Genomic DNA, 18,267 nt, shown 5'->3' on the forward strand with positions numbered 1-18,267 from the left:
ATTAGGTGAAAAATGTTAATCACTACGGTAATTTTAATACAGATAATTTTAACAACAATTTTATACATATATTTCAATCCAATATTTCTAGCAGTTGATGTAGTGATTACAGGAATATTTCTGTTTAAAGATAAAAATAAACTTATTGTATCACTGTTGGTATTATTTCTGACTATTTTTCATTTAAACCTTATTAATGATAATTACAACAATATCAAGGATAATGAATTTGTAGATATTAACGCTGTAGTAATAAATAAAAACAGATCAAATAAAAAGTATATTGTAAAGGTAACTAATCAATATAATATAAAATTTTTATTAACAACAAAAAAAGATTTAAATATTGGTGATATTGTCAATATTAGATCAAAAGTTAATAAAGCATATACAAATGGTAATCCATATATGTTCAACTATAAATTTTATTTACTAAAGAGCAATATATATGGAGATATATACTGTAGGACTGATCCTGATATAATAGGAAAGTCTAATTCACTTTTTTTAAGTATTAGAAGCAAAATTTTAAACCACATAGTTTTTAAATTAGATTCAAATTTTAATGATATTGAATCATCTGTTTTAAAGTCAGTATTTACAGGGTTTAATTTTTTGAGTGAAGATTACACTAATAATGTTAAGACATTAGGAATAAGTCATATATTTGCAATAAGTGGGCTACATATTATTATTCTATACACGATTTTTAATAAATTATTTGGTATTTTTAAGATTAACAGAAAAATTATTTCTTGGTTATCTTTGTTTTTAATTGCAATATATGGATATGCAGTAGGACTACCTTCATCAATATTAAGAGCGTTCATTATGTTAGTTATAGTGGAATTATCTAATCAAATGCAGATAGACTGGTATAATTTAAATAATTTAATTATTGCAGCTATCTTAATTTTGCTTATGAATCCATATAATCTATTTGATGTCGGATTTATTTTTTCATTTTTAGCAACATTTACTATTTTATATTTGTATCCAAAATTCAAAAAACAAAATAGCAAACTACGTAATTATTTAATGCTTTCTACTTTAGTTTATATAATATTATTACCAATACAACTGAAGTTTTTTAATGAATTTACATTTGGTTTTATCATTGGAAATACCATTATTTTACCTATTTTTACACTTATCATACAATTGTCGGCTGTTGTACTTTTGATACCTAATAGCTTTAATTATGTATTTGTTCAAATTATAAAATTTTGTTTAAAGATTATAAATTATATCTTCATTACAATTAATTCATTTAATATACAAATTCATAGTTTTATGAGCTTTTCTATATTGATGATTTTTGTTTATTATATAATAATATTTGCGATTTATAACAGACACTACATTAAAACTTTAAACGATTTTAATAAACAAACTTTAAAAAATATGTTTTTTATAAGCGTAATTATGCCGATAATTTTAAATATTTTTAATCCTATTACGCATATAAACTTTGTGGATATTGGTCAAGGTGATTGCTTACTTGTAAGACAATATTTTAAAAGTTTTATGATAGATACAGGAGGTTCATACAAATCAGAAGATAAATCTGGAACTTACCTTGTAGAATATCTACACAAAATAGGTTTAAATAATCTTGATTATGTATTCTTGACTCATTTTGATGAAGATCATAGTAAAAATTTAATTAATATTAACAAATCTTATAATCCAATAGTTTTATCTAGAACTAATGGAGAAAAAATATTAAAAAGCAAGTATAATCAAAATAACCATTACGTAAATCTACAAAATAATCAATTACTAAAAATTGGAAATGTTTATATCAAAGTCATTGATAAATCCATAAGTGATGAAGAAAACGATAAATCTATAGTTTATAAAGTATATGTTAATGATATTTCATTACTAATCACAGGAGACATTTCTGGAGAATATGAAAGAAATATTTTAAATGAAGATATAACATCTGATGTGTTGAAAATTTCCCATCACGGAAGTAAAAACAGTTCAGATTTAAATTTCTTAAAAAAGGTTAATCCCAAATTATCTATTATTTCTGTAGGTCTAAGAAATGATTATGGACACCCACATCATCAAACGCTAGATAATTTAAATAAACTAAATATTCCAATAAAAAGAACTGATAAAGATGGAAACATTGAGATTGTATCAAGCAAGATATTTAATACTATAAGATCTAATAGAGATAAATATTCGATTTTTAATTTTTTAGTGAAAGAACAAAATTCAATTATTACAACAATTTTCGTATTATATTACTTTAAGAATAGAGGAGCAAAAGATGGATTTTTCATTGGCGAAACAAAAATTAGATAATAATTTGTTGTCTAATCTAATTTTAATACACGGAGAAGAAAAATTTTATATAGAAAAATATCTGTCATTAATAAAAGAGCACTACAAGGCTCAAAGTTTTGATGAGTACGAAATATCAGATTTCGAAAAAATATATAGTTCTTCTGAAACTATTCCTATGTTTAGTGATAAAAGACTCATTTTAATCGATGATGTAGATTTAACTAAAACAGGAATTTCAAAAAACAAGGAAAGTATTGATAATTTATTACCTTATATTAGAGAGATTCCAGAGTATACTTTGATTATAATGACATCATACGGAAATGTATTTAAGTCTAAATTTTTAAAAGAAATAATAAACTATGGATCAGATATTGAATTCAATAAGTTAAACAGAAATCAATTAAAAGCTTATATAATAAATTACCTAAAAGGGAAGAAGATTAATAATAATATCGTTAACATTTTTATTGAATATTCTCTTTATCTTATAAAAAATTCTGAAAAGACTTTAATTGATGTTAATAATGAATTAGATAAGTTTATAAATTTAGAGAAAGATGAAATAACAGAACATGATTTGAATTCTCTAATAAATCAATATGATAAAAATATTTTCGATTTAACAGATTCAATAGCATCAAAAGATTTATCTAAGACGATATATTACTTAAATTTACTTATAAATGACACATCAGACACTTTTAAAGCACTTCATATGGTTATTAGATTATTTAGAAATTTATTATATATAAAAGAACTTCTACGTTTGAAAGTTTCGCAAACTGAAATCACAAAGAGAGTAAAAATATCATCATACGAATTAAATAAAGTTCAAAGTTTTGTGAAAAATTGGAGATATGACCAGTTAAGATTTGCGATTCATAAAATGTATGAAATAGAAACTACATTAAAAACAAATACGTTAAATTCTAAGTACTATATAGAAAATAGTATTTGCGAAATTTTAGCAAAAAAATAAAGGTTGAATTTACTTCAACCTTTAAATAATGTAATGGATCCTTTACATTATTTCTATGCTAATTTGTTTAATTCTTTAGCCATTCTGCTAATTTTTTTAGCTGCACTGTTTTTAGAAATTGTGTTCTTACTTGCAGCTTGGTCAATCTTTTTAGTTGCTAAATTAAATAATTTAGTAGCGTCTTCTTTATCGTTTTTTTCAACAGCTGCTTCAAATTTCTTAATGAAAGTTTTGATAGCTGATTTTTTAGATTTATTTCTAGCTGTTTCAAGTTTAGTTACATCAATTCTTTTAATTGCTGATTTAATATTTGCCATAATATCCCTCCTTTATTTTTGAACAGTGTTATTATTATACACTATAGAATTAATTATTTCAAGTAATCTAGAACATTAATTGTAAATTATGTTATAATAGGTTGGTAAAGAATGGTGATAGTATGAAGAAATTTTTAGATAGTAAGTTTTCAAATTTGCTATTTGCAATATTTATAGCTTTAGTAGTATGTTTCGTAATAAAAACTTTTATTTTAGAAACACAAATAGTAAAATCATCAAATATGAGTCCCACTTTAACTTCTGGAGATTTTGTTCTTATTAATAAATTAAATAAAATAACAGGATACATTAAAAAAACTGATATAGTTAAGTATTATGATGAGAAAAATTCAGAATCTAATATTGCAAGAGTTATTGCAATGCCTAAAGATTCAGTGGAAATTATAAATGATGATATTTTTGTTAACGGAAAAAGAATATATGAACCCTATATTTTATTGCAACAGTCAAAAAAATTAAACAATAATAAATGGGTATTAAGTAAAGATGAATATTTTGTTATAAATGATGATAGAGAACTAGATAATTATAATGACAGCAGGTACATCGGACCTATTAATAAAGATTCGATAATCGGTGTCGTTTTCTTTAGGTTATATCCTGTTGATAAGATTGGTTCGATTTAGGAGATTTAAATGAAACACGATAAAAAATACATAAGAAATTTTTCAATAATTGCGCATATAGATCATGGTAAGTCAACATTAGCTGATAGATTGATTGAAGAGACTGGTATGCTTACTCATAGGGAAATGAGTGAACAGGTTTTGGATTCTATGGATTTGGAACGCGAAAGAGGAATAACAATCAAATTAAAAGCCATTAAATTATCTTATAAGGCTAAAGATGGCAATGTATACAATCTTAATTTAATAGATACACCAGGTCATGTTGACTTTACTTATGAAGTAAGTAGGTCATTAAAAGCGTGTGAAGGTGCAGTATTAATTGTCGATGCAACGCAAGGTGTTGAGGCTCAAACATTAGGAAATGTATACTTGGCTATCGACCAAAATTTAGAAATTTTGCCTGTAATAAATAAGATAGATTTGCCAAGTGCCGACATTGATTTTGCAAAAAAGGAAATAGAAGATATTATTGGATTAGATGCTGAAAATGTTCCAGCAGTATCAGCAAAAGAAGGAATAAATATAGTAGATGTATTAGAAGACATAGTAAACAATGTTCCTGCTCCAGTTGGGGACGAAAATAAACCTTTAAAGGCATTGATATTTGATTCATATTACGATTTTTACAAAGGTGTTGTTGTTTATGTCAGAGTTTTTGATGGTTGTATAAAGCCGGGATCAGAAATTTTAATGATGTCTACTAACAAATCATTTGAAGTTACTGAATGCGGTTACACATCTTCTGGTATGGTTAGCACAGATGAAATTAGCGCTGGAGATGTAGGATATGTTGTTTGCAGTATCAAAAATGTAAAAGATGCTAGAGTAGGTGACACTATAACAGATAAACATAATCCTGTGGATAAACCTCTCGAGGGATATAAGCAAGTTACACCAATGGTTTATTGTGGTATTTATCCTGCTGAAGGTGAAGATTTCAATTCTGTAAGGGATGCACTAGAAAAACTTCAAGTTAATGATGCAGCTTTGACATTTGAAAATGAAACATCAATCGCACTAGGTTTTGGATTGAGATGTGGATTTTTAGGGTTGTTACACATGGAAATTATTCAAGAAAGATTAGATAGAGAATTTGACTTAGATATCATTGCTACTGCACCAAGTGTAATATATAAAGTTCATAAAAAAGATGGAACTGAAGTAGAAATACAAAATCCTACAAATTTCCCTAAGGAAACTGAAATTGACTATGTTGAAGAACCAGTTGTCCATGCAGAAATCATGACTCCTACAGATTATGTAGGAGTAATTATGGAACTTTGTCAGGGAAAAAGAGGAACCTTCATAGACATGACTTACCTTGACGAAAAAAGGGTAACAATAAAATACAAATTACCATTAAATGAAGTAATTTACGATTTCTATGACGCCTTAAAATCAAAAACAAGAGGATACGCATCTTTGGATTATGAACTAATTGGTTATGAAAAATCTGATTTAATTAAACTTGAAATAATGATTAATTCAGAAAAAGTTGACGCATTAACATTAATTGTTCACGAAGATTTAGCTTATGAAAGAGCAAGAAAAATTGTAACAAAACTTAAAGATGAAATACCAAGACATCAATTTGTAATTCCTGTGCAAGCTGCAATAGGAAATAAAATAATCGCAAGAGAAACTATAAAAGCATACAGAAAAGATGTACTTGCTAAATGTTATGGCGGAGATATAACTAGAAAGCGTAAACTATTAGAAAAACAAAAAGAAGGTAAAAAGCGAATGAGATCTGTCGGTAGTGTAGACGTTCCTCAAGAAGCTTTCTTATCCGTATTAAAATACGATGAAGGAAATTAAATTTGTTAAGCCAAGCGAAAGTTTGGCTTATTTTTATAGGAGGAGTTATGAAAGGAATCTATGTTCACATACCTTTTTGTGATTATAAGTGTAACTATTGTGATTTTTCAACAATGACGAAACAATATCAAAGAATTGATGAATACTTTGATTTATTACAAAAAGAAATAAATATGTACAAAAATCCTAATGACATAATAGATACAATTTATATAGGAGGAGGAACACCAAATCTTGTCGATTCTAAATATATTGAAAAAATCTACAACTTAATAGATAGGTGTTTTAATTTACAATTTAAGGAATTTACTATTGAATGCAATCCAGAGTTCGTCACAAAAGAAAAAATAGAAAACTATAAAAAAATTGGTATAGATAGAATATCATTGGGAGTTCAATCATTTAATGATCAGTACAACAAATTTTTAGGAAGAGGGCACAAAGTATCAGATGTTTTAAAGTCATTTGAAATTATTAGAAATTACATTGATAATATTTCAATTGATTTAATATTTGGATTTCCAAATCAAACTTTGGAATCTTTAGACAACGATCTTAATTATATAAGAAAACTCAACCCAAATCATGTGTCGTGGTATAACATGATTTTAGAACCGGGAACAAAATTTTACAAAGAATATGATGACATAAATCGAAATGATGATAAAGAATACGAAATGTATTTAAAGATTTGTAATGGTTTAGAAAAATACAAACATTACGAAATTTCTAATTTTGCAAAAGATAAATTTGAATCAATTCACAACAAGATTTACTGGAAAGACGAAAATTATTATGGATTTGGTTTATCTTCCTCCGGTTATTTAAATCAACACAGATACACTAATGAGTTTTTCTATCCAGATTATAAGAAAAAAATCTTGAAAAATGAAAAGCCTATTAGTTTTTCTGAGAAAATTGATTTAGAAAAAAAAGAATTTGAATTCATAATAACCAATATGAGATTAAAAGAAGGATTAGATTTAAAAGTATACCAAGATAAATTTGGAATAAATTTATCTGCTAAGAACAAAAAATTAATTGATAACTGGATTAATAGAGGATTATTAACTTTAGATAATAACCATTTATGCTTTACAAATCAAGGTTTTTTCGTGTCAAATAGTTTTTTCGTAGATATTTTAGTATAACACTTGACACAGTAGAAAACGTAGTGTATAATTTTATTATCACTCAAGGTAATAGGTTGCTAACAAAAAAGAGGTGAGGTCTTGAATGAAAATTTAACACAAAGAAAATTTAATATCTTACTCGCGACTATAGACAATTATATAAAGACTGCTCAGCCAATTGGATCTCGAGTTTTATCAAAGAATTATAATATAGGTTTCAGTCCAGCTACTATCAGAAATGAGATGAGCGATTTAGGAGATTTGGGATATTTAGTACAATCTCATATTTCATCTGGAAGAATTCCATCCCAAAAAGCTTTCAGATTGTATGTGGATTATATCCTAGACAAACTCTATAAAACTGACGATTCTAGTTCTTCATTAATGTCTATAAGAAAACCCTATGAAAGAATTGTTGAACCAGAGAAATTAATTAAATCTTCTTCTCAATTCATTTCTGAGATAACTCAGTATCCAGTTATTTCTATGTTAAAAAAATCAGATAGGATGCATTTATCTCACATAGAGTTACTTCCAATTAGCGAATATAATTATGTCTTATTAACGTTATATGATTCTGGTGATTTAAATCATACTGTGATTTCATCAGAACAAGTCATAGAACAAAATGAATTAATTAAGATTAATTTTCTATTGAAGAAACTTTTTTTAGGGAAAAATCTAAATGAAGTTTATGATAATTTAGACGAATTTTCTTCAAAATATAAATATAATGATCTTTTTAAAGGTGCAATTACCGATATTATTGAAAATGAAAAAGATAAGTTATCTTCAATGTATGTATCTGTTGAAGGTTTATCAAATATTTTCAAATATAGTGAATACAGCGACTTAGACAAAGTCAAAAGCATAATAGAATACCTTGAAAACAAAGACAAAATAGTGAATATTTTGAATTCTTCAGATAATTTCTTGGACATTAAAGTAGGAAATGAAAATAATGAACAATCACTTGTTGAAAACACAATCATTAAGAGTTCTTATTTCTTCAATAAAAATAACATAGGTGTTATAGCTATTGTTGCTCCTATGAGAATGAATTATGAGCTTTCGATAGAAGCTATGTTTAAATTATCTAGAAGAATTAATGGATTAATTATTAGGGGGGATTATTATGAAAGATAATGAAGAAAATTTAAAACAAAGTCAATCTTCTGAAGAGTTAAAAAACGAAGGTCAAAACTTGGAAAAAGAAGATTTAAATAAAAACGAAAATGAGTCAATAAAAGAAGAGGTTGATAATGATAAAGATGAAGTTGTAAATACTGAAATAGAGGATTTAAAAGATTCTTTAAAAAGATTACAAGCGGATTTTATCAATTATAAGAATAGAACAAATAGAGAAAGACAACAGTCTATTGAATTAGCCAATGAGTCTTTGATTTTGAAAATTCTACCTATAATAGATGATTTAGACAGAGCTATCGATAGTAAAGAAGAAAAAGATGAGTTCTCTAATGGTGTTGAATTAATTAGAGATAACCTACTATTATTACTAAAAGATTTTGGGTTGGAAGAAGTAGATTGTTCAGATAAATTTGATCCAAATTACCATCATGCGGTTATTACTGAAGATAGTGATAAAGGTTCAGATATGATATTAGAAGTATTACAAAAAGGATATATTTTGAATAACAAATGTATCAGACCTGCAATGGTCAAAGTTAGTAAATAAGAATTTTAAATATAGAAAAAATCTAAAAGGAGGATTTTATAATGAGTAAAGTAATAGGTATTGATTTAGGTACAACAAATTCAGCAGTAGCAGTTATGGAAGGTGGAGAATCAGTTATAGTTCCTAACTCAGAAGGTAATAGAACTACTCCATCAATCGTAGCGTTCACTAAAGATGGTGAAAGATTAGTTGGTGAAACAGCAAAAAGACAAGCAATCACAAACCCAGACAGAACAATCACATCAATTAAAAGAGAAATGGGTACTGAATACAAAGTAAACATTGATGGTAAAGATTATTCTCCAGAAGAAATTTCAGCAATGATTTTGCAAAAATTAAAAGCTGACACTGAGAGTTATTTAGGAGAAGAAGTTACAGAAGCAGTAATTACTGTCCCAGCTTACTTTACAGACTCTCAAAGACAAGCAACAAAAAACGCTGGTAAGATTGCTGGTTTAAACGTAAAAAGAATTATCAACGAACCAACAGCAGCTGCATTGGCTTATGGTATTGATAAAGAAACTGATCAACACAAAGTTATGGTTTATGACTTAGGTGGTGGAACATTTGACGTTTCAATCCTTGAAGTTGGAGACGGCGTATTCGAAGTATTGGCTACACGTGGTAACAACAGACTAGGTGGAGATGATTTTGACGAAAAATTATTAAACTATCTTGCAGATGAATTCATGAAACAAAATGGTGTAGATTTAAGAAAAGATGCTACTTCTAAACAAAGACTTAAAGATGCAGCAGAAAACGCTAAGAAAGAATTATCTACAAGAGTTTCTACTAATGTTAACTTACCATTTATTTCTGCAGTAAATGGAACTCCAGTTCACCTAAATATGGATATTACAAGATCCAAATTCGATGAATTAACATCTGACTTGGTTGAAGAATCTTTAAAACCAGTAAGACAAGCACTAGAAGATGCTGGATTAAGTCACAATGATATAGAAAAAGTATTATTAGTTGGTGGTTCTACAAGAATTCCAGCTGTTCAAGAAGCTGTTAAAAAATTAATAGGTAAAAATCCACAAAAAGATATTAACCCAGATGAATGTGTTGCTATAGGTGCAGCATTACAAGGTGGTGTATTAACTGGTGAAGTAAAAGACTTATTGTTACTTGATGTTACACCTCTATCATTAGGTATTGAAACTTTAGGTGGAGTATGTACAAAATTAATCGAAAGAAATACTACAATCCCAACTAAAAAATCTCAAGTATTTACTACAGCAGCCGACGGTCAAACTTCCGTAGAAATCAAAGTTCTTCAAGGTGAAAGAGAAATGGCAGCTGACAATACTTTGTTAGGACAATTCAACTTAACTGAAATTCCAGCAGCACCAAGAGGAGTACCTCAAATTGAAGTAACATTTGATATTGATGCGAATGGTATCGTAAACGTAAGCGCTAAAGATTTAGGATCTGGAAAACAACAAGCTATGACAATTACTTCTTCAACTAAAATGAGCGATGAAGAAATCAAGAGGAAAGTTGACGAAGCAAGTAAGTATGCTGAAGAAGATAAAAACAAAAAAGAAACTATTGAAACTAAGAATAACGCTGAATCTGTAATTTACCAAGTTGAAAAGACAATCAAAGACTTAGGCGACAAAGTTTCAGAATCCGAAAAATCTGATATCAATTCAAAAGTAGAAGCTTTAAAATCAATCCTAGACTCAGGAGATAACAACGATATTAAAGCTAAAACAGATGAATTAACTCAAGAAATGTACAAATTAAGTTCTAAACTATATGAAAACACAGCTCAACAACCAGGAGCTTCACAAGAATCTAAAAAAGATGATGATGTTGTAGATGCTGATTATGAAGTTGTAGATGATGACGAAAATAAATAATAACTAAAAAATCTTAAAAAGGGGTAAAATTCTTACCCCTTGATTTTTTTGTATCTTTTAGTAAAATAGAAAAGTTAGTAGATTAGGATGGTGAATAATGAAAAATTTGTACGAAATACTTGAGGTTAATGAAAACGCAACTCAAGAAGAAATAAAAAAATCATATAGAAAATTAGCGAAAAAATATCATCCAGATATAAACAGTGGTGATCCTGAAGCTGAAAATAAATTTAAAGAAATTAACGGAGCATATGAGGTTTTAGGTGATAAAGAAAAAAGAAAAAAATACGATATGTACGGAGATAGAATATTTGATCAAGGATCAGGTGGAGGATTCTCAGATATCGGTGATATATTTGGTGATTTTTTCGGTGATATATTTGGTGGTTTTAGTTCTAGATCATATTCTAGAAATCCAAATGCCCCTAGAAAGGGATCTAATATTCAAGTTGAACTAGAAATAGATTTTGAAGATTCAATTAACGGTACCAAGAAAGAAATTTCTTATAAGAAAAAAGTAAAATGTCATGTTTGTAATGGCGATGGAGCAAAGCCAGGAACAGAAAAGAGAAAATGCGACAAATGTAATGGTACTGGGATCATAAACGATACTAAAAGAACACCTTTTGGAATTTTTACACAACAATCTGAATGTGATAAATGTCATGGAGAAGGCTATGTAATCGATGAAAAATGTGAAAATTGTAAAGGTAAAGGATACGAAGTTCAAAGAAAAACAATAAGCATTACTATACCTAAAGGAATAAACAATGGAGCTATCATGAGTGTAAAGGGCGAAGGTAATGATGGCGAAAATAATGGTAGTCCAGGCGATTTATATGTTATCATAAAGATTAGAGAACATGAATTTTTCAGAAGAATTAATAATGATATTGTCTTTGATATGCCTATCACATATGCTCAGGCTGTGCTTGGTTCTAAAATTGAAGTTCCAACTTTAGATGGCGTAGAAGAATTTGAACTTCCCGAAGGAACTCAACCAAATACAACATTTAAGCTTAAATCAAAAGGAGTTCCATATTTAAATTCCAACACTAGAGGAGACATATTATTTACTGTTAAGATCATTGTTCCTAAAAAAATCAATAAAGATCAAAAAGAAAAATTGATTGAATTTTCAGAAAGTATGAATCAAGAATTAAATGTAAATGAAAAGAAATCAATATTTGATAAAATAAAGGATATGTTTGAATAATGGAAAAATGGCTAAGCTTTGATATTAAATGTCCAAAAGGATATGACGAAATCATAAGTTCTATACTATACGATTTAGGAATCGAAAATTTACAAATAGATGATTATCAAGATGTTTTAGATTTTAAAAAAGATCAACCTTACTGGGTGGTAATAGACGACGAAGATTTTACACCACATGATAATGTCATCATTAAAGCTTTTTACGAAGATGATAAAGTAAGTTACGAAGAAATTGAAGCAAAAATTAATGAATTCTCTATCAATAACAAAATAGATGTTCAAATTAGTAAAAACAAAGAAATTGAAGATATGGACTGGGCTAATGAATGGAAAAAGTATTACGAACCATTTTATATTGGCAATATTCTTATAAAACCTAGCTGGATTGAAATAGATGAAACTGATCACACCGTGTTAGAAATTAATCCAGGAATGGCATTTGGTACAGGACTCCACGAAACAACAAGCTTATGTATTGAACAACTTCAACAGCTGCAACTAGATAATAAGAGTGTTTTAGACATTGGTTGTGGATCAGGAATACTTTCTGTAGCTTCTTCAAAATTAGGTGCTAAAGAAGTTTTTGCTACAGATATTGACCCATTAGCTATCGAAGCAACATTAGATAATGCACAGCTGAATAAAATATCTAATATCAAAGCTGTAGAAGGCTCTCTACTAGATAAAGTTGATAAAAAATACGATGTAGTAATAGCCAATATTTTATTAAACGTGTTAGACATTTTAATTCCAGATTTATCAAAAGCATTAGAAAAAGATGGAGTTTTTATTTGCTCAGGATTAATCAATTCACAAAGAGATAACATTGTAAATATTTTAGAAAAAAATAACCTTGAAATTGTAGAAATATCTGAAAAAGGTGAATGGATTAGCGTAATAAGTAGGTTCAAAAATGTATAGGACTTTTCGTAATCCCGAAGATAAGATAGATGATAAAATTATTATAAAAGGCGAAGATTATAATCATATCAAAAATTCTTTAAGACTTACAAAAGGTGATTTGATTCATCAAGTAATTGGAGATACAACTTTTGTAACTGAGATTGAAGATATTACTCCCGATGAAATAATTTGTAAAATAATAGATGAAGATAACATTCAATATGAATCTCCTTTGAACATTACTTTGTATCAATGTATCCTTAAATCAGATAAAAATGAGTATATCATTCAAAAAGCCACTGAATTGGGAGTAAACAGAATCGTATTTGTAGAAACAGAACGAACTGTTGTCAAATTAGACGAAAAAAAGTGGATTAAGAAAAAGAATAGATTTGAAAAAATAGCACTAGAATCTTCGAAACAGTCAAAGAGAACATTTATCCCTGAAATTGAAGGACTAATTAATATCAATAAAATTTCAACTCAAAATAATGGTTTAAATTTAGTATTCTATGAAAATGAAACTGAAAGTTTCCAATCTTTGTTAACTAATTCAAATAACAAAGATATTAATATTTTCATTGGCCCAGAAGGCGGATTATCTGAAGAAAATTTACAAGTTTTAAAGTCAAAAGGATTTAAATCAGTTTCATTGGGAAACAGAATTTTACGCGCAGATACAGCTCCAATTTGTGCTTTGAGTATTATTCAATATGAATTAGGAGATATAAAATAATGAAAAAAGTAAAATTTTCAACATTAGGTTGTAAAGTTAATCAATACGAAACAGAGGCTATGGCTGAATTATTTGTAAAAAATGGTTATGAAATTACTGAAGACTATAATTGCGATGTTTTTGTGCTTAATACATGTACCGTTACAAATTTGTCCGATAGAAAAAGTCGACAACAAATATCTAAGATTAGATCTGAAAACAGTGATGCAATAATTGCTGTAGTAGGTTGTTACTCTCAAGTTAGTCCTGATGAAATAGAAAATATTGAAGGTGTAAATGTAATACTCGGAACAAAATACCGAAAAGAAATCGTAGAATTATGTGAACTAGCACAATCATCTAATAAAATTATAAACAAGGTAGAAAGTATAGGTAAAAATAGAGAATTTGAAGAATTAACTATAAATACAGAACATTCTATGACAAGAGCTTATATTAAAATTCAAGAAGGTTGTAGTCAATTTTGTTCGTACTGTATAATTCCTTACGCGAGAGGACCCATACGTTCTAGAAATATTAGAGATATTGTTTTAGAAGCAAAAAGATTAGCAGATAATGGTTTCAAAGAAATAGTACTGACAGGTATCCATGTAGCATCATACGGAAAAGACTTAGATAATAATGATATTGGTTTGATTGATGTAATAGAAGATATCGGACAAATTGATAAAATAAAGAGAATAAGATTGAGCTCATTAGAGCCAAGAATTGTAGACAAGCAATTTTTAGATAGATTAAGTAAAGTAGAACAATTTTGTGATCATTTCCATCTATCGTTGCAAAGCGGTTCTGATTCAATACTTGAATCTATGAATAGAAAATATGATACAGATTTGTATGAGAAAACTATCAATTTAATAAGAGAATATTATCCAAATGCTGCTATTACTACAGATATAATAGTTGGTTTTCCTGGAGAAACTGATGAAGACTTCGAACAAACATTGAGTTTCGTTGATAAGATTCAATTTTCAAAAATACATGTGTTTAAATATTCTAACAGAAAAGGCACTGTAGCAAGTAAAATGAAAAATCAAGTATCCGGAGTTGTAAAAAAAGAGAGAAGTAAACTACTAATAGAAAAATCAAAATATTATACAGACAAATTTTTAGATAATATGTTAAATGAGCCAATAAAAGTATTGTTTGAATCAAAAAATGATGATGGATATATTAAAGGATATACAACAAATTATATAAGAGTAAAAAGAGAATATAATCCAAATCTTTCTAATAAAATAATAGACGTCGTATGCAATAGAAGAGAAAATGAAGAACTTGTGTGTGAATAATTGAAAAGTTAAATATTTTTTGGTATAATAACACCGGAGGCGAGTCATGGACTGTGTATTTTGTAAAATAGTTAATGGAGAAATACCTTCTAAAAAAATATATGAAGATGATTTGGTATACGCTTTTCACGACATCAATCCTGTTACTCCAGTACATTTTTTAGTTATACCTAAAGAACACATTTCTGGTGCTAATGATATTGATGAATCAAATTCACAAATTGTTGCTCATATATTTGAAGTAATTGCAAAACTAGCAAAAGAGTTCGATATTGATAAGTCTGGCTATAGAATAGTAAATAACTGTGGAGAAGATGGTGGACAAACAGTACATCACATGCATTTTCACGTGTTAGGTAAGAAAAAACTTAGCTGGCCATAAAAATATTGTTATTTTATTAGAATTGTGTTATACTATTTTGGTATAAATTCTGCTCTTTTGTGAGCATTCTTGCAATAAAGAGGGGAGGGAAACCATGTCAGAAATTAAAGTAGGAGAAAACGAATCATTAGATAATGCTATAAAAAGATTTAAAAGACAATGTGCTAGATCTGGAGTTTTATCTGAATATAGAAAAAGAGAACATTATGAAAAGCCTAGCGTAAAGAAAAAGAAAAAATCTGAAGCAGCTAAAAGAAAAAAAAGAAATTTCTAATGAAATTGATATTTAATGAAAGATTCCTTATAGGAATCTTTTTTTATTGCTTTATTTAGTGTATAATTGTGTTATAAAGATTATTTAGGAGGTGTTATCGTTTTCTATGGATATATTTTCTAATCATATTTTAAGTATGATTTTTTTAGCAGTAACATTTATTTGTATCACACTGCTTATGTTATCAAATAAGAAGATTAAATACGGTGTTCTAACTGCTGTTTTTTCTGTTCTATTTATTTTGTCTTATTATAATCACGGTGATATCAACATAGTGGGTATATTAGTATTTTTAATAGGGCTCTTATTCGTAGGATTAGAACTAATAGTTCCAGGTGGTTTTATTGCTGGAATTGTGGGTGTCTTATCAATAATTGTAGGAATAAGCATGATTATTAATAATCTGTACCTAGCATTTTTGACAGTAGTTATTGCCATAACAATTGATGTTTTGTTTATATTAGTATTTTTAAGTAAAGATTTTGACTCAAGTAAATTCAATAAATTTGTTTTAAATGAAACTAATTCAAAATCATTTACTCAGTCATCAAAAAAATACTTGAACAAAAAAGGAATTACTATAACACCTTTGAGGCCGAGCGGCAAAATCGAAATAGATGGCGATTATATTGACGCTATTACTAGGGGAGATTTTATTCCGAAAGGGTGCGAAGTTGTTGTTAGTGAAATAAAAGATTTTAAAATTATAGTAAGGAGAGTGTAAAATGCCATTTGAAATTCCATTTTTATTACCTATATTAATAGTTATATTGCTATTAGTATTCTTTTCGTTAGTTCCTGTAGGTTTATGGGTTACTGCTCAGTTTTCAGGAGTCCACGTTAAAATCTCACAATTAATTGGTATGAGATTACGTAGAGTTATTCCTAAAAACATTATAAATCCACTTATAAAAGCAACAAAAGCAGGATTAAATCTAACTACTAATCAACTTGAAGCGCATTATCTAGCAGGTGGTAATGTAAATACTTTAGTAAATGCATTAATCGCTGCACAAAGAGCAGATATTGAGTTAGAATTTGAAAGAGCAGCAGCTATTGATTTAGCTGGTAGAAATGTATTAGAAGCAGTACAAGTTTCTGTTAACCCAAAAGTAATTGAAACTCCAAACATTGCAGCAGTTGCAATGAACGGTATTGAAGTTATTGTTAAGGCCAAAGTTACTGTTAGAGCAAACATTGAAAGATTAATTGGTGGTGCAGGAGAAGAAACTATAATAGCTAGAGTTGGTGAAGGTATTGTAACTACTGTAGGTTCATCAGAATCTCATACATCTGTTCTTGAAAATCCAGATTCAATCTCAAAAACTGTATTGAACAAAGGATTGGATTCAGGAACTGCATTTGAAATACTTTCTATTGATATAGCAGATGTCGATGTAGGAAGAAATATTGGAGCGAAACTACAAACAGATCAAGCAGAGGCGGACAAACGAATTGCTCAAGCAAAAGCAGAAGAAAGAAGAGCTATGGCTGTTGCAAAAGAACAAGAAATGATAGCAGAAGTTCGTTCAATGAGAGCAAAAGTAGTTGAAAGTGAATCAAAGGTTCCACTAGCTATAGCTAAAGCTTTAGAATCTGGTAATTTGGGAGTCTTGGATTATTATAATATGAAAAATATTATAAGTGATACTGAGATGAGACAGGCTATTTCTGGAAATAGCGAAAAAATTAAAGAGGATGATAAGTAATGTTTTCTTTTCTATCTCTTGTAATTACGATAATAGTTGTAAAGTTTTTCGCTAATTATTTTATTCACATGAGTAGTTCTAGACGTTACCAAAAAAACTTTAACCGTAAGGATTATCGCAAGAAAAAGACATTAGAAGATTTAAGAAAAGATAAATCAAATACCAAATTATCTTATAATAAATCAAACAATTCTCAATACAATCAAAATAATATCAATAATTTTGAGCAAACAAATAATAGAAAAGAAAATCAAAAATTAATTGATAAAGATTTTTTCGAAGAAAAAAACGACGAATTAGAATTGATTAGAGTTGAGATTAATGATGAATTTAAACATAAAGATGAATTAAAAAAAGCTATCATTATGAAAGAAATAATTGATAAGCCTTTGTCTTTAAGAAATAGAAGATAGTTTGATTATTATGATTAATTATGATACAATTAGTTTAGAATAAATTGTGGCTAAGAGTGGGGAATCCCACTCTTATTTATTTAAATAATTTACGAAAAGGAGATATATGAATAAGAAATATCTTAGGGAACTTATGAATAATGATCTCAGCCCTTTAATTGAAGATACTGGAATCGACTTTTATGATGTAGAATATTCAAATCAAAATGGAAAAAATATTTTGACTTTTTACATTGAAAAGGATGAAGGTCTAATATCAATTGATGATTGTGAGTTAATAAATAATAGAATAACTGACAAATTAGACGAAATAGATCCTATTTCAGATCCCTATTATTTAGAAATTGCATCAGTAGATATAACTACACCATTTACTAGAGATAAAGATTTCAAAAAAAATTTAGGGAATGTTGTAATAGTAAATTTATATCAAAAATTAGATAGTAAGAAAGAGTTCAAAGGTATTTTAAAAGATTTCAATGATCAAGAAATATCTTTGGAATTAGAAAAAAATCAAATTAAAATTGAAAGGAGTAATATATCATCGATTAAGCTTTCGTTATTCGATTGATAGT

At 27.9% G+C, this 18,267-nt stretch carries 19 protein-coding genes; 18 read left to right on the top strand and 1 reads right to left on the bottom strand.

The genetic code is table 11. The features are described 5' to 3' along the window. Positions 1 to 12: 12 nt before the first annotated feature. A complete protein-coding gene (locus GKF99_RS02745) occupies positions 13 to 2,319 on the top strand; it encodes a DNA internalization-related competence protein ComEC/Rec2 (protein WP_094207149.1) in 2,307 nt (768 codons plus the stop codon). Continuing rightward, positions 2,285 to 3,283 carry a DNA polymerase III subunit delta gene (gene holA, locus GKF99_RS02750; RefSeq protein WP_154272614.1) on the top strand — a complete coding sequence of 333 codons (999 nt, stop codon included), beginning with the start codon at positions 2,285 to 2,287 and terminating at the stop codon, positions 3,281 to 3,283. The genes GKF99_RS02745 and holA overlap by 35 nt, the downstream gene beginning before the upstream one ends. A 53-nt stretch (positions 3,284 to 3,336) precedes the next feature. On the opposite strand, the gene rpsT is transcribed toward holA, so the two are convergent. Further along, positions 3,337 to 3,600 carry a 30S ribosomal protein S20 gene (gene rpsT, locus GKF99_RS02755; RefSeq protein ID WP_002836452.1) on the bottom strand — a complete coding sequence of 88 codons (264 nt, stop codon included), beginning with the start codon at positions 3,598 to 3,600 and terminating at the stop codon, positions 3,337 to 3,339. 122 nt (positions 3,601 to 3,722) lie between these two features. On the opposite strand from rpsT, the gene lepB reads away from it, so the two are divergent. The 16 genes from lepB (at position 3,723) to rimP (ending at position 18,263) form a co-directional block, all read left to right on the top strand. Beyond that, on the top strand, positions 3,723 to 4,247 hold the full coding sequence (gene lepB / locus GKF99_RS02760) for a signal peptidase I (protein WP_002836451.1): 525 nt from the start codon (positions 3,723 to 3,725) through the stop codon (positions 4,245 to 4,247). A gap of 9 nt (positions 4,248 to 4,256) precedes the next feature. Continuing rightward, positions 4,257 to 6,068, top strand: a complete 1,812-nt coding sequence (gene lepA / locus GKF99_RS02765) for a translation elongation factor 4 (protein ID WP_154272615.1) — start codon at positions 4,257 to 4,259, stop codon at positions 6,066 to 6,068. A gap of 47 nt (positions 6,069 to 6,115) precedes the next feature. Next, entirely contained in the window at positions 6,116 to 7,219 is a 1,104-nt protein-coding gene (hemW, locus tag GKF99_RS02770; protein ID WP_154272616.1) for a radical SAM family heme chaperone HemW, read from the top strand. A gap of 81 nt (positions 7,220 to 7,300) precedes the next feature. After that, positions 7,301 to 8,347, top strand: a complete 1,047-nt coding sequence (gene hrcA, locus GKF99_RS02775; RefSeq protein ID WP_154272617.1) for a heat-inducible transcriptional repressor HrcA — start codon at positions 7,301 to 7,303, stop codon at positions 8,345 to 8,347. Further along, positions 8,337 to 8,897 carry a nucleotide exchange factor GrpE gene (locus tag GKF99_RS02780; RefSeq protein ID WP_154272618.1) on the top strand — a complete coding sequence of 187 codons (561 nt, stop codon included), beginning with the start codon at positions 8,337 to 8,339 and terminating at the stop codon, positions 8,895 to 8,897. Before hrcA ends, GKF99_RS02780 begins: the two co-directional genes overlap by 11 nt. A gap of 41 nt (positions 8,898 to 8,938) precedes the next feature. Then, a complete protein-coding gene (dnaK, locus tag GKF99_RS02785) occupies positions 8,939 to 10,765 on the top strand; it encodes a molecular chaperone DnaK (RefSeq protein WP_154272619.1) in 1,827 nt (608 codons plus the stop codon). Positions 10,766 to 10,862: 97 nt separating this feature from the next. Then, positions 10,863 to 11,981 (top strand): molecular chaperone DnaJ, encoded by a 1,119-nt coding sequence (gene dnaJ / locus GKF99_RS02790; protein WP_154272620.1) that lies wholly within the window; start codon positions 10,863 to 10,865, stop codon positions 11,979 to 11,981. Continuing rightward, positions 11,981 to 12,904 (top strand): 50S ribosomal protein L11 methyltransferase, encoded by a 924-nt coding sequence (prmA, locus tag GKF99_RS02795; protein WP_154272621.1) that lies wholly within the window; start codon positions 11,981 to 11,983, stop codon positions 12,902 to 12,904. The genes dnaJ and prmA overlap by 1 nt, the downstream gene beginning before the upstream one ends. Then, positions 12,897 to 13,622, top strand: coding sequence for an RsmE family RNA methyltransferase (locus GKF99_RS02800; RefSeq protein ID WP_154272622.1), 726 nt, complete (start codon positions 12,897 to 12,899; stop codon positions 13,620 to 13,622). The genes prmA and GKF99_RS02800 overlap by 8 nt, the downstream gene beginning before the upstream one ends. After that, positions 13,622 to 14,914, top strand: a complete 1,293-nt coding sequence (gene mtaB / locus GKF99_RS02805; RefSeq protein ID WP_154272623.1) for a tRNA (N(6)-L-threonylcarbamoyladenosine(37)-C(2))-methylthiotransferase MtaB — start codon at positions 13,622 to 13,624, stop codon at positions 14,912 to 14,914. The genes GKF99_RS02800 and mtaB overlap by 1 nt, the downstream gene beginning before the upstream one ends. A 46-nt stretch (positions 14,915 to 14,960) precedes the next feature. Beyond that, a complete protein-coding gene (locus GKF99_RS02810) occupies positions 14,961 to 15,296 on the top strand; it encodes a histidine triad nucleotide-binding protein (protein WP_094203655.1) in 336 nt (111 codons plus the stop codon). A 94-nt stretch (positions 15,297 to 15,390) separates the two neighbouring features. Further along, a complete protein-coding gene (gene rpsU, locus GKF99_RS02815; RefSeq protein WP_002836438.1) occupies positions 15,391 to 15,570 on the top strand; it encodes a 30S ribosomal protein S21 in 180 nt (59 codons plus the stop codon). 106 nt (positions 15,571 to 15,676) lie between these two features. After that, the gene (locus GKF99_RS02820; protein WP_094207137.1) at positions 15,677 to 16,294 is read left to right on the top strand and encodes an NfeD family protein; all 618 of its coding nucleotides are present in this window, start codon (positions 15,677 to 15,679) and stop codon (positions 16,292 to 16,294) included. Between the two features lies 1 nt (position 16,295). After that, complete coding sequence (gene floA / locus GKF99_RS02825) at positions 16,296 to 17,279, top strand: flotillin-like protein FloA (protein ID WP_094207136.1); 984 nt, start codon at positions 16,296 to 16,298, stop codon at positions 17,277 to 17,279. Beyond that, a complete protein-coding gene (locus GKF99_RS02830) occupies positions 17,279 to 17,692 on the top strand; it encodes a hypothetical protein (RefSeq protein WP_094205684.1) in 414 nt (137 codons plus the stop codon). The genes floA and GKF99_RS02830 overlap by 1 nt, the downstream gene beginning before the upstream one ends. Before the next feature lie 106 nt (positions 17,693 to 17,798). Beyond that, complete coding sequence (rimP, locus tag GKF99_RS02835) at positions 17,799 to 18,263, top strand: ribosome maturation factor RimP (RefSeq protein WP_002836434.1); 465 nt, start codon at positions 17,799 to 17,801, stop codon at positions 18,261 to 18,263. Positions 18,264 to 18,267 lie beyond the last annotated feature (4 nt).

Source organism: Finegoldia sp. BIOML-A2, assembly GCF_009678315.1.
Lineage (GTDB): Bacteria > Bacillota > Clostridia > Tissierellales > Peptoniphilaceae > Finegoldia > Finegoldia magna.

Bases quoted from the DNA above. Each gene is read 5' to 3' on its own strand.
- GKF99_RS02830 (WP_094205684.1), top strand. From the start codon at position 17,279: ATGTTTTCTTTTCTATCTCTTGTAATTACGATAATAGTTGTAAAGTTT.
- rpsT (WP_002836452.1), bottom strand. From the start codon at position 3,600: ATGGCAAATATTAAATCAGCAATTAAAAGAATTGATGTAACTAAACTT.
- GKF99_RS02745 (WP_094207149.1), top strand. From the start codon at position 13: ATGTTAATCACTACGGTAATTTTAATACAGATAATTTTAACAACAATT.
- hemW (WP_154272616.1), top strand. From the start codon at position 6,116: ATGAAAGGAATCTATGTTCACATACCTTTTTGTGATTATAAGTGTAAC.
- GKF99_RS02800 (WP_154272622.1), top strand. From the start codon at position 12,897: ATGTATAGGACTTTTCGTAATCCCGAAGATAAGATAGATGATAAAATT.
- dnaK (WP_154272619.1), top strand. From the start codon at position 8,939: ATGAGTAAAGTAATAGGTATTGATTTAGGTACAACAAATTCAGCAGTA.
- GKF99_RS02810 (WP_094203655.1), top strand. From the start codon at position 14,961: ATGGACTGTGTATTTTGTAAAATAGTTAATGGAGAAATACCTTCTAAA.
- dnaJ (WP_154272620.1), top strand. From the start codon at position 10,863: ATGAAAAATTTGTACGAAATACTTGAGGTTAATGAAAACGCAACTCAA.
- lepB (WP_002836451.1), top strand. From the start codon at position 3,723: ATGAAGAAATTTTTAGATAGTAAGTTTTCAAATTTGCTATTTGCAATA.
- GKF99_RS02820 (WP_094207137.1), top strand. From the start codon at position 15,677: ATGGATATATTTTCTAATCATATTTTAAGTATGATTTTTTTAGCAGTA.
- lepA (WP_154272615.1), top strand. From the start codon at position 4,257: ATGAAACACGATAAAAAATACATAAGAAATTTTTCAATAATTGCGCAT.
- holA (WP_154272614.1), top strand. From the start codon at position 2,285: ATGGATTTTTCATTGGCGAAACAAAAATTAGATAATAATTTGTTGTCT.
- prmA (WP_154272621.1), top strand. From the start codon at position 11,981: ATGGAAAAATGGCTAAGCTTTGATATTAAATGTCCAAAAGGATATGAC.
- floA (WP_094207136.1), top strand. From the start codon at position 16,296: ATGCCATTTGAAATTCCATTTTTATTACCTATATTAATAGTTATATTG.
- rimP (WP_002836434.1), top strand. From the start codon at position 17,799: ATGAATAAGAAATATCTTAGGGAACTTATGAATAATGATCTCAGCCCT.
- mtaB (WP_154272623.1), top strand. From the start codon at position 13,622: ATGAAAAAAGTAAAATTTTCAACATTAGGTTGTAAAGTTAATCAATAC.
- rpsU (WP_002836438.1), top strand. From the start codon at position 15,391: ATGTCAGAAATTAAAGTAGGAGAAAACGAATCATTAGATAATGCTATA.
- GKF99_RS02780 (WP_154272618.1), top strand. From the start codon at position 8,337: ATGAAAGATAATGAAGAAAATTTAAAACAAAGTCAATCTTCTGAAGAG.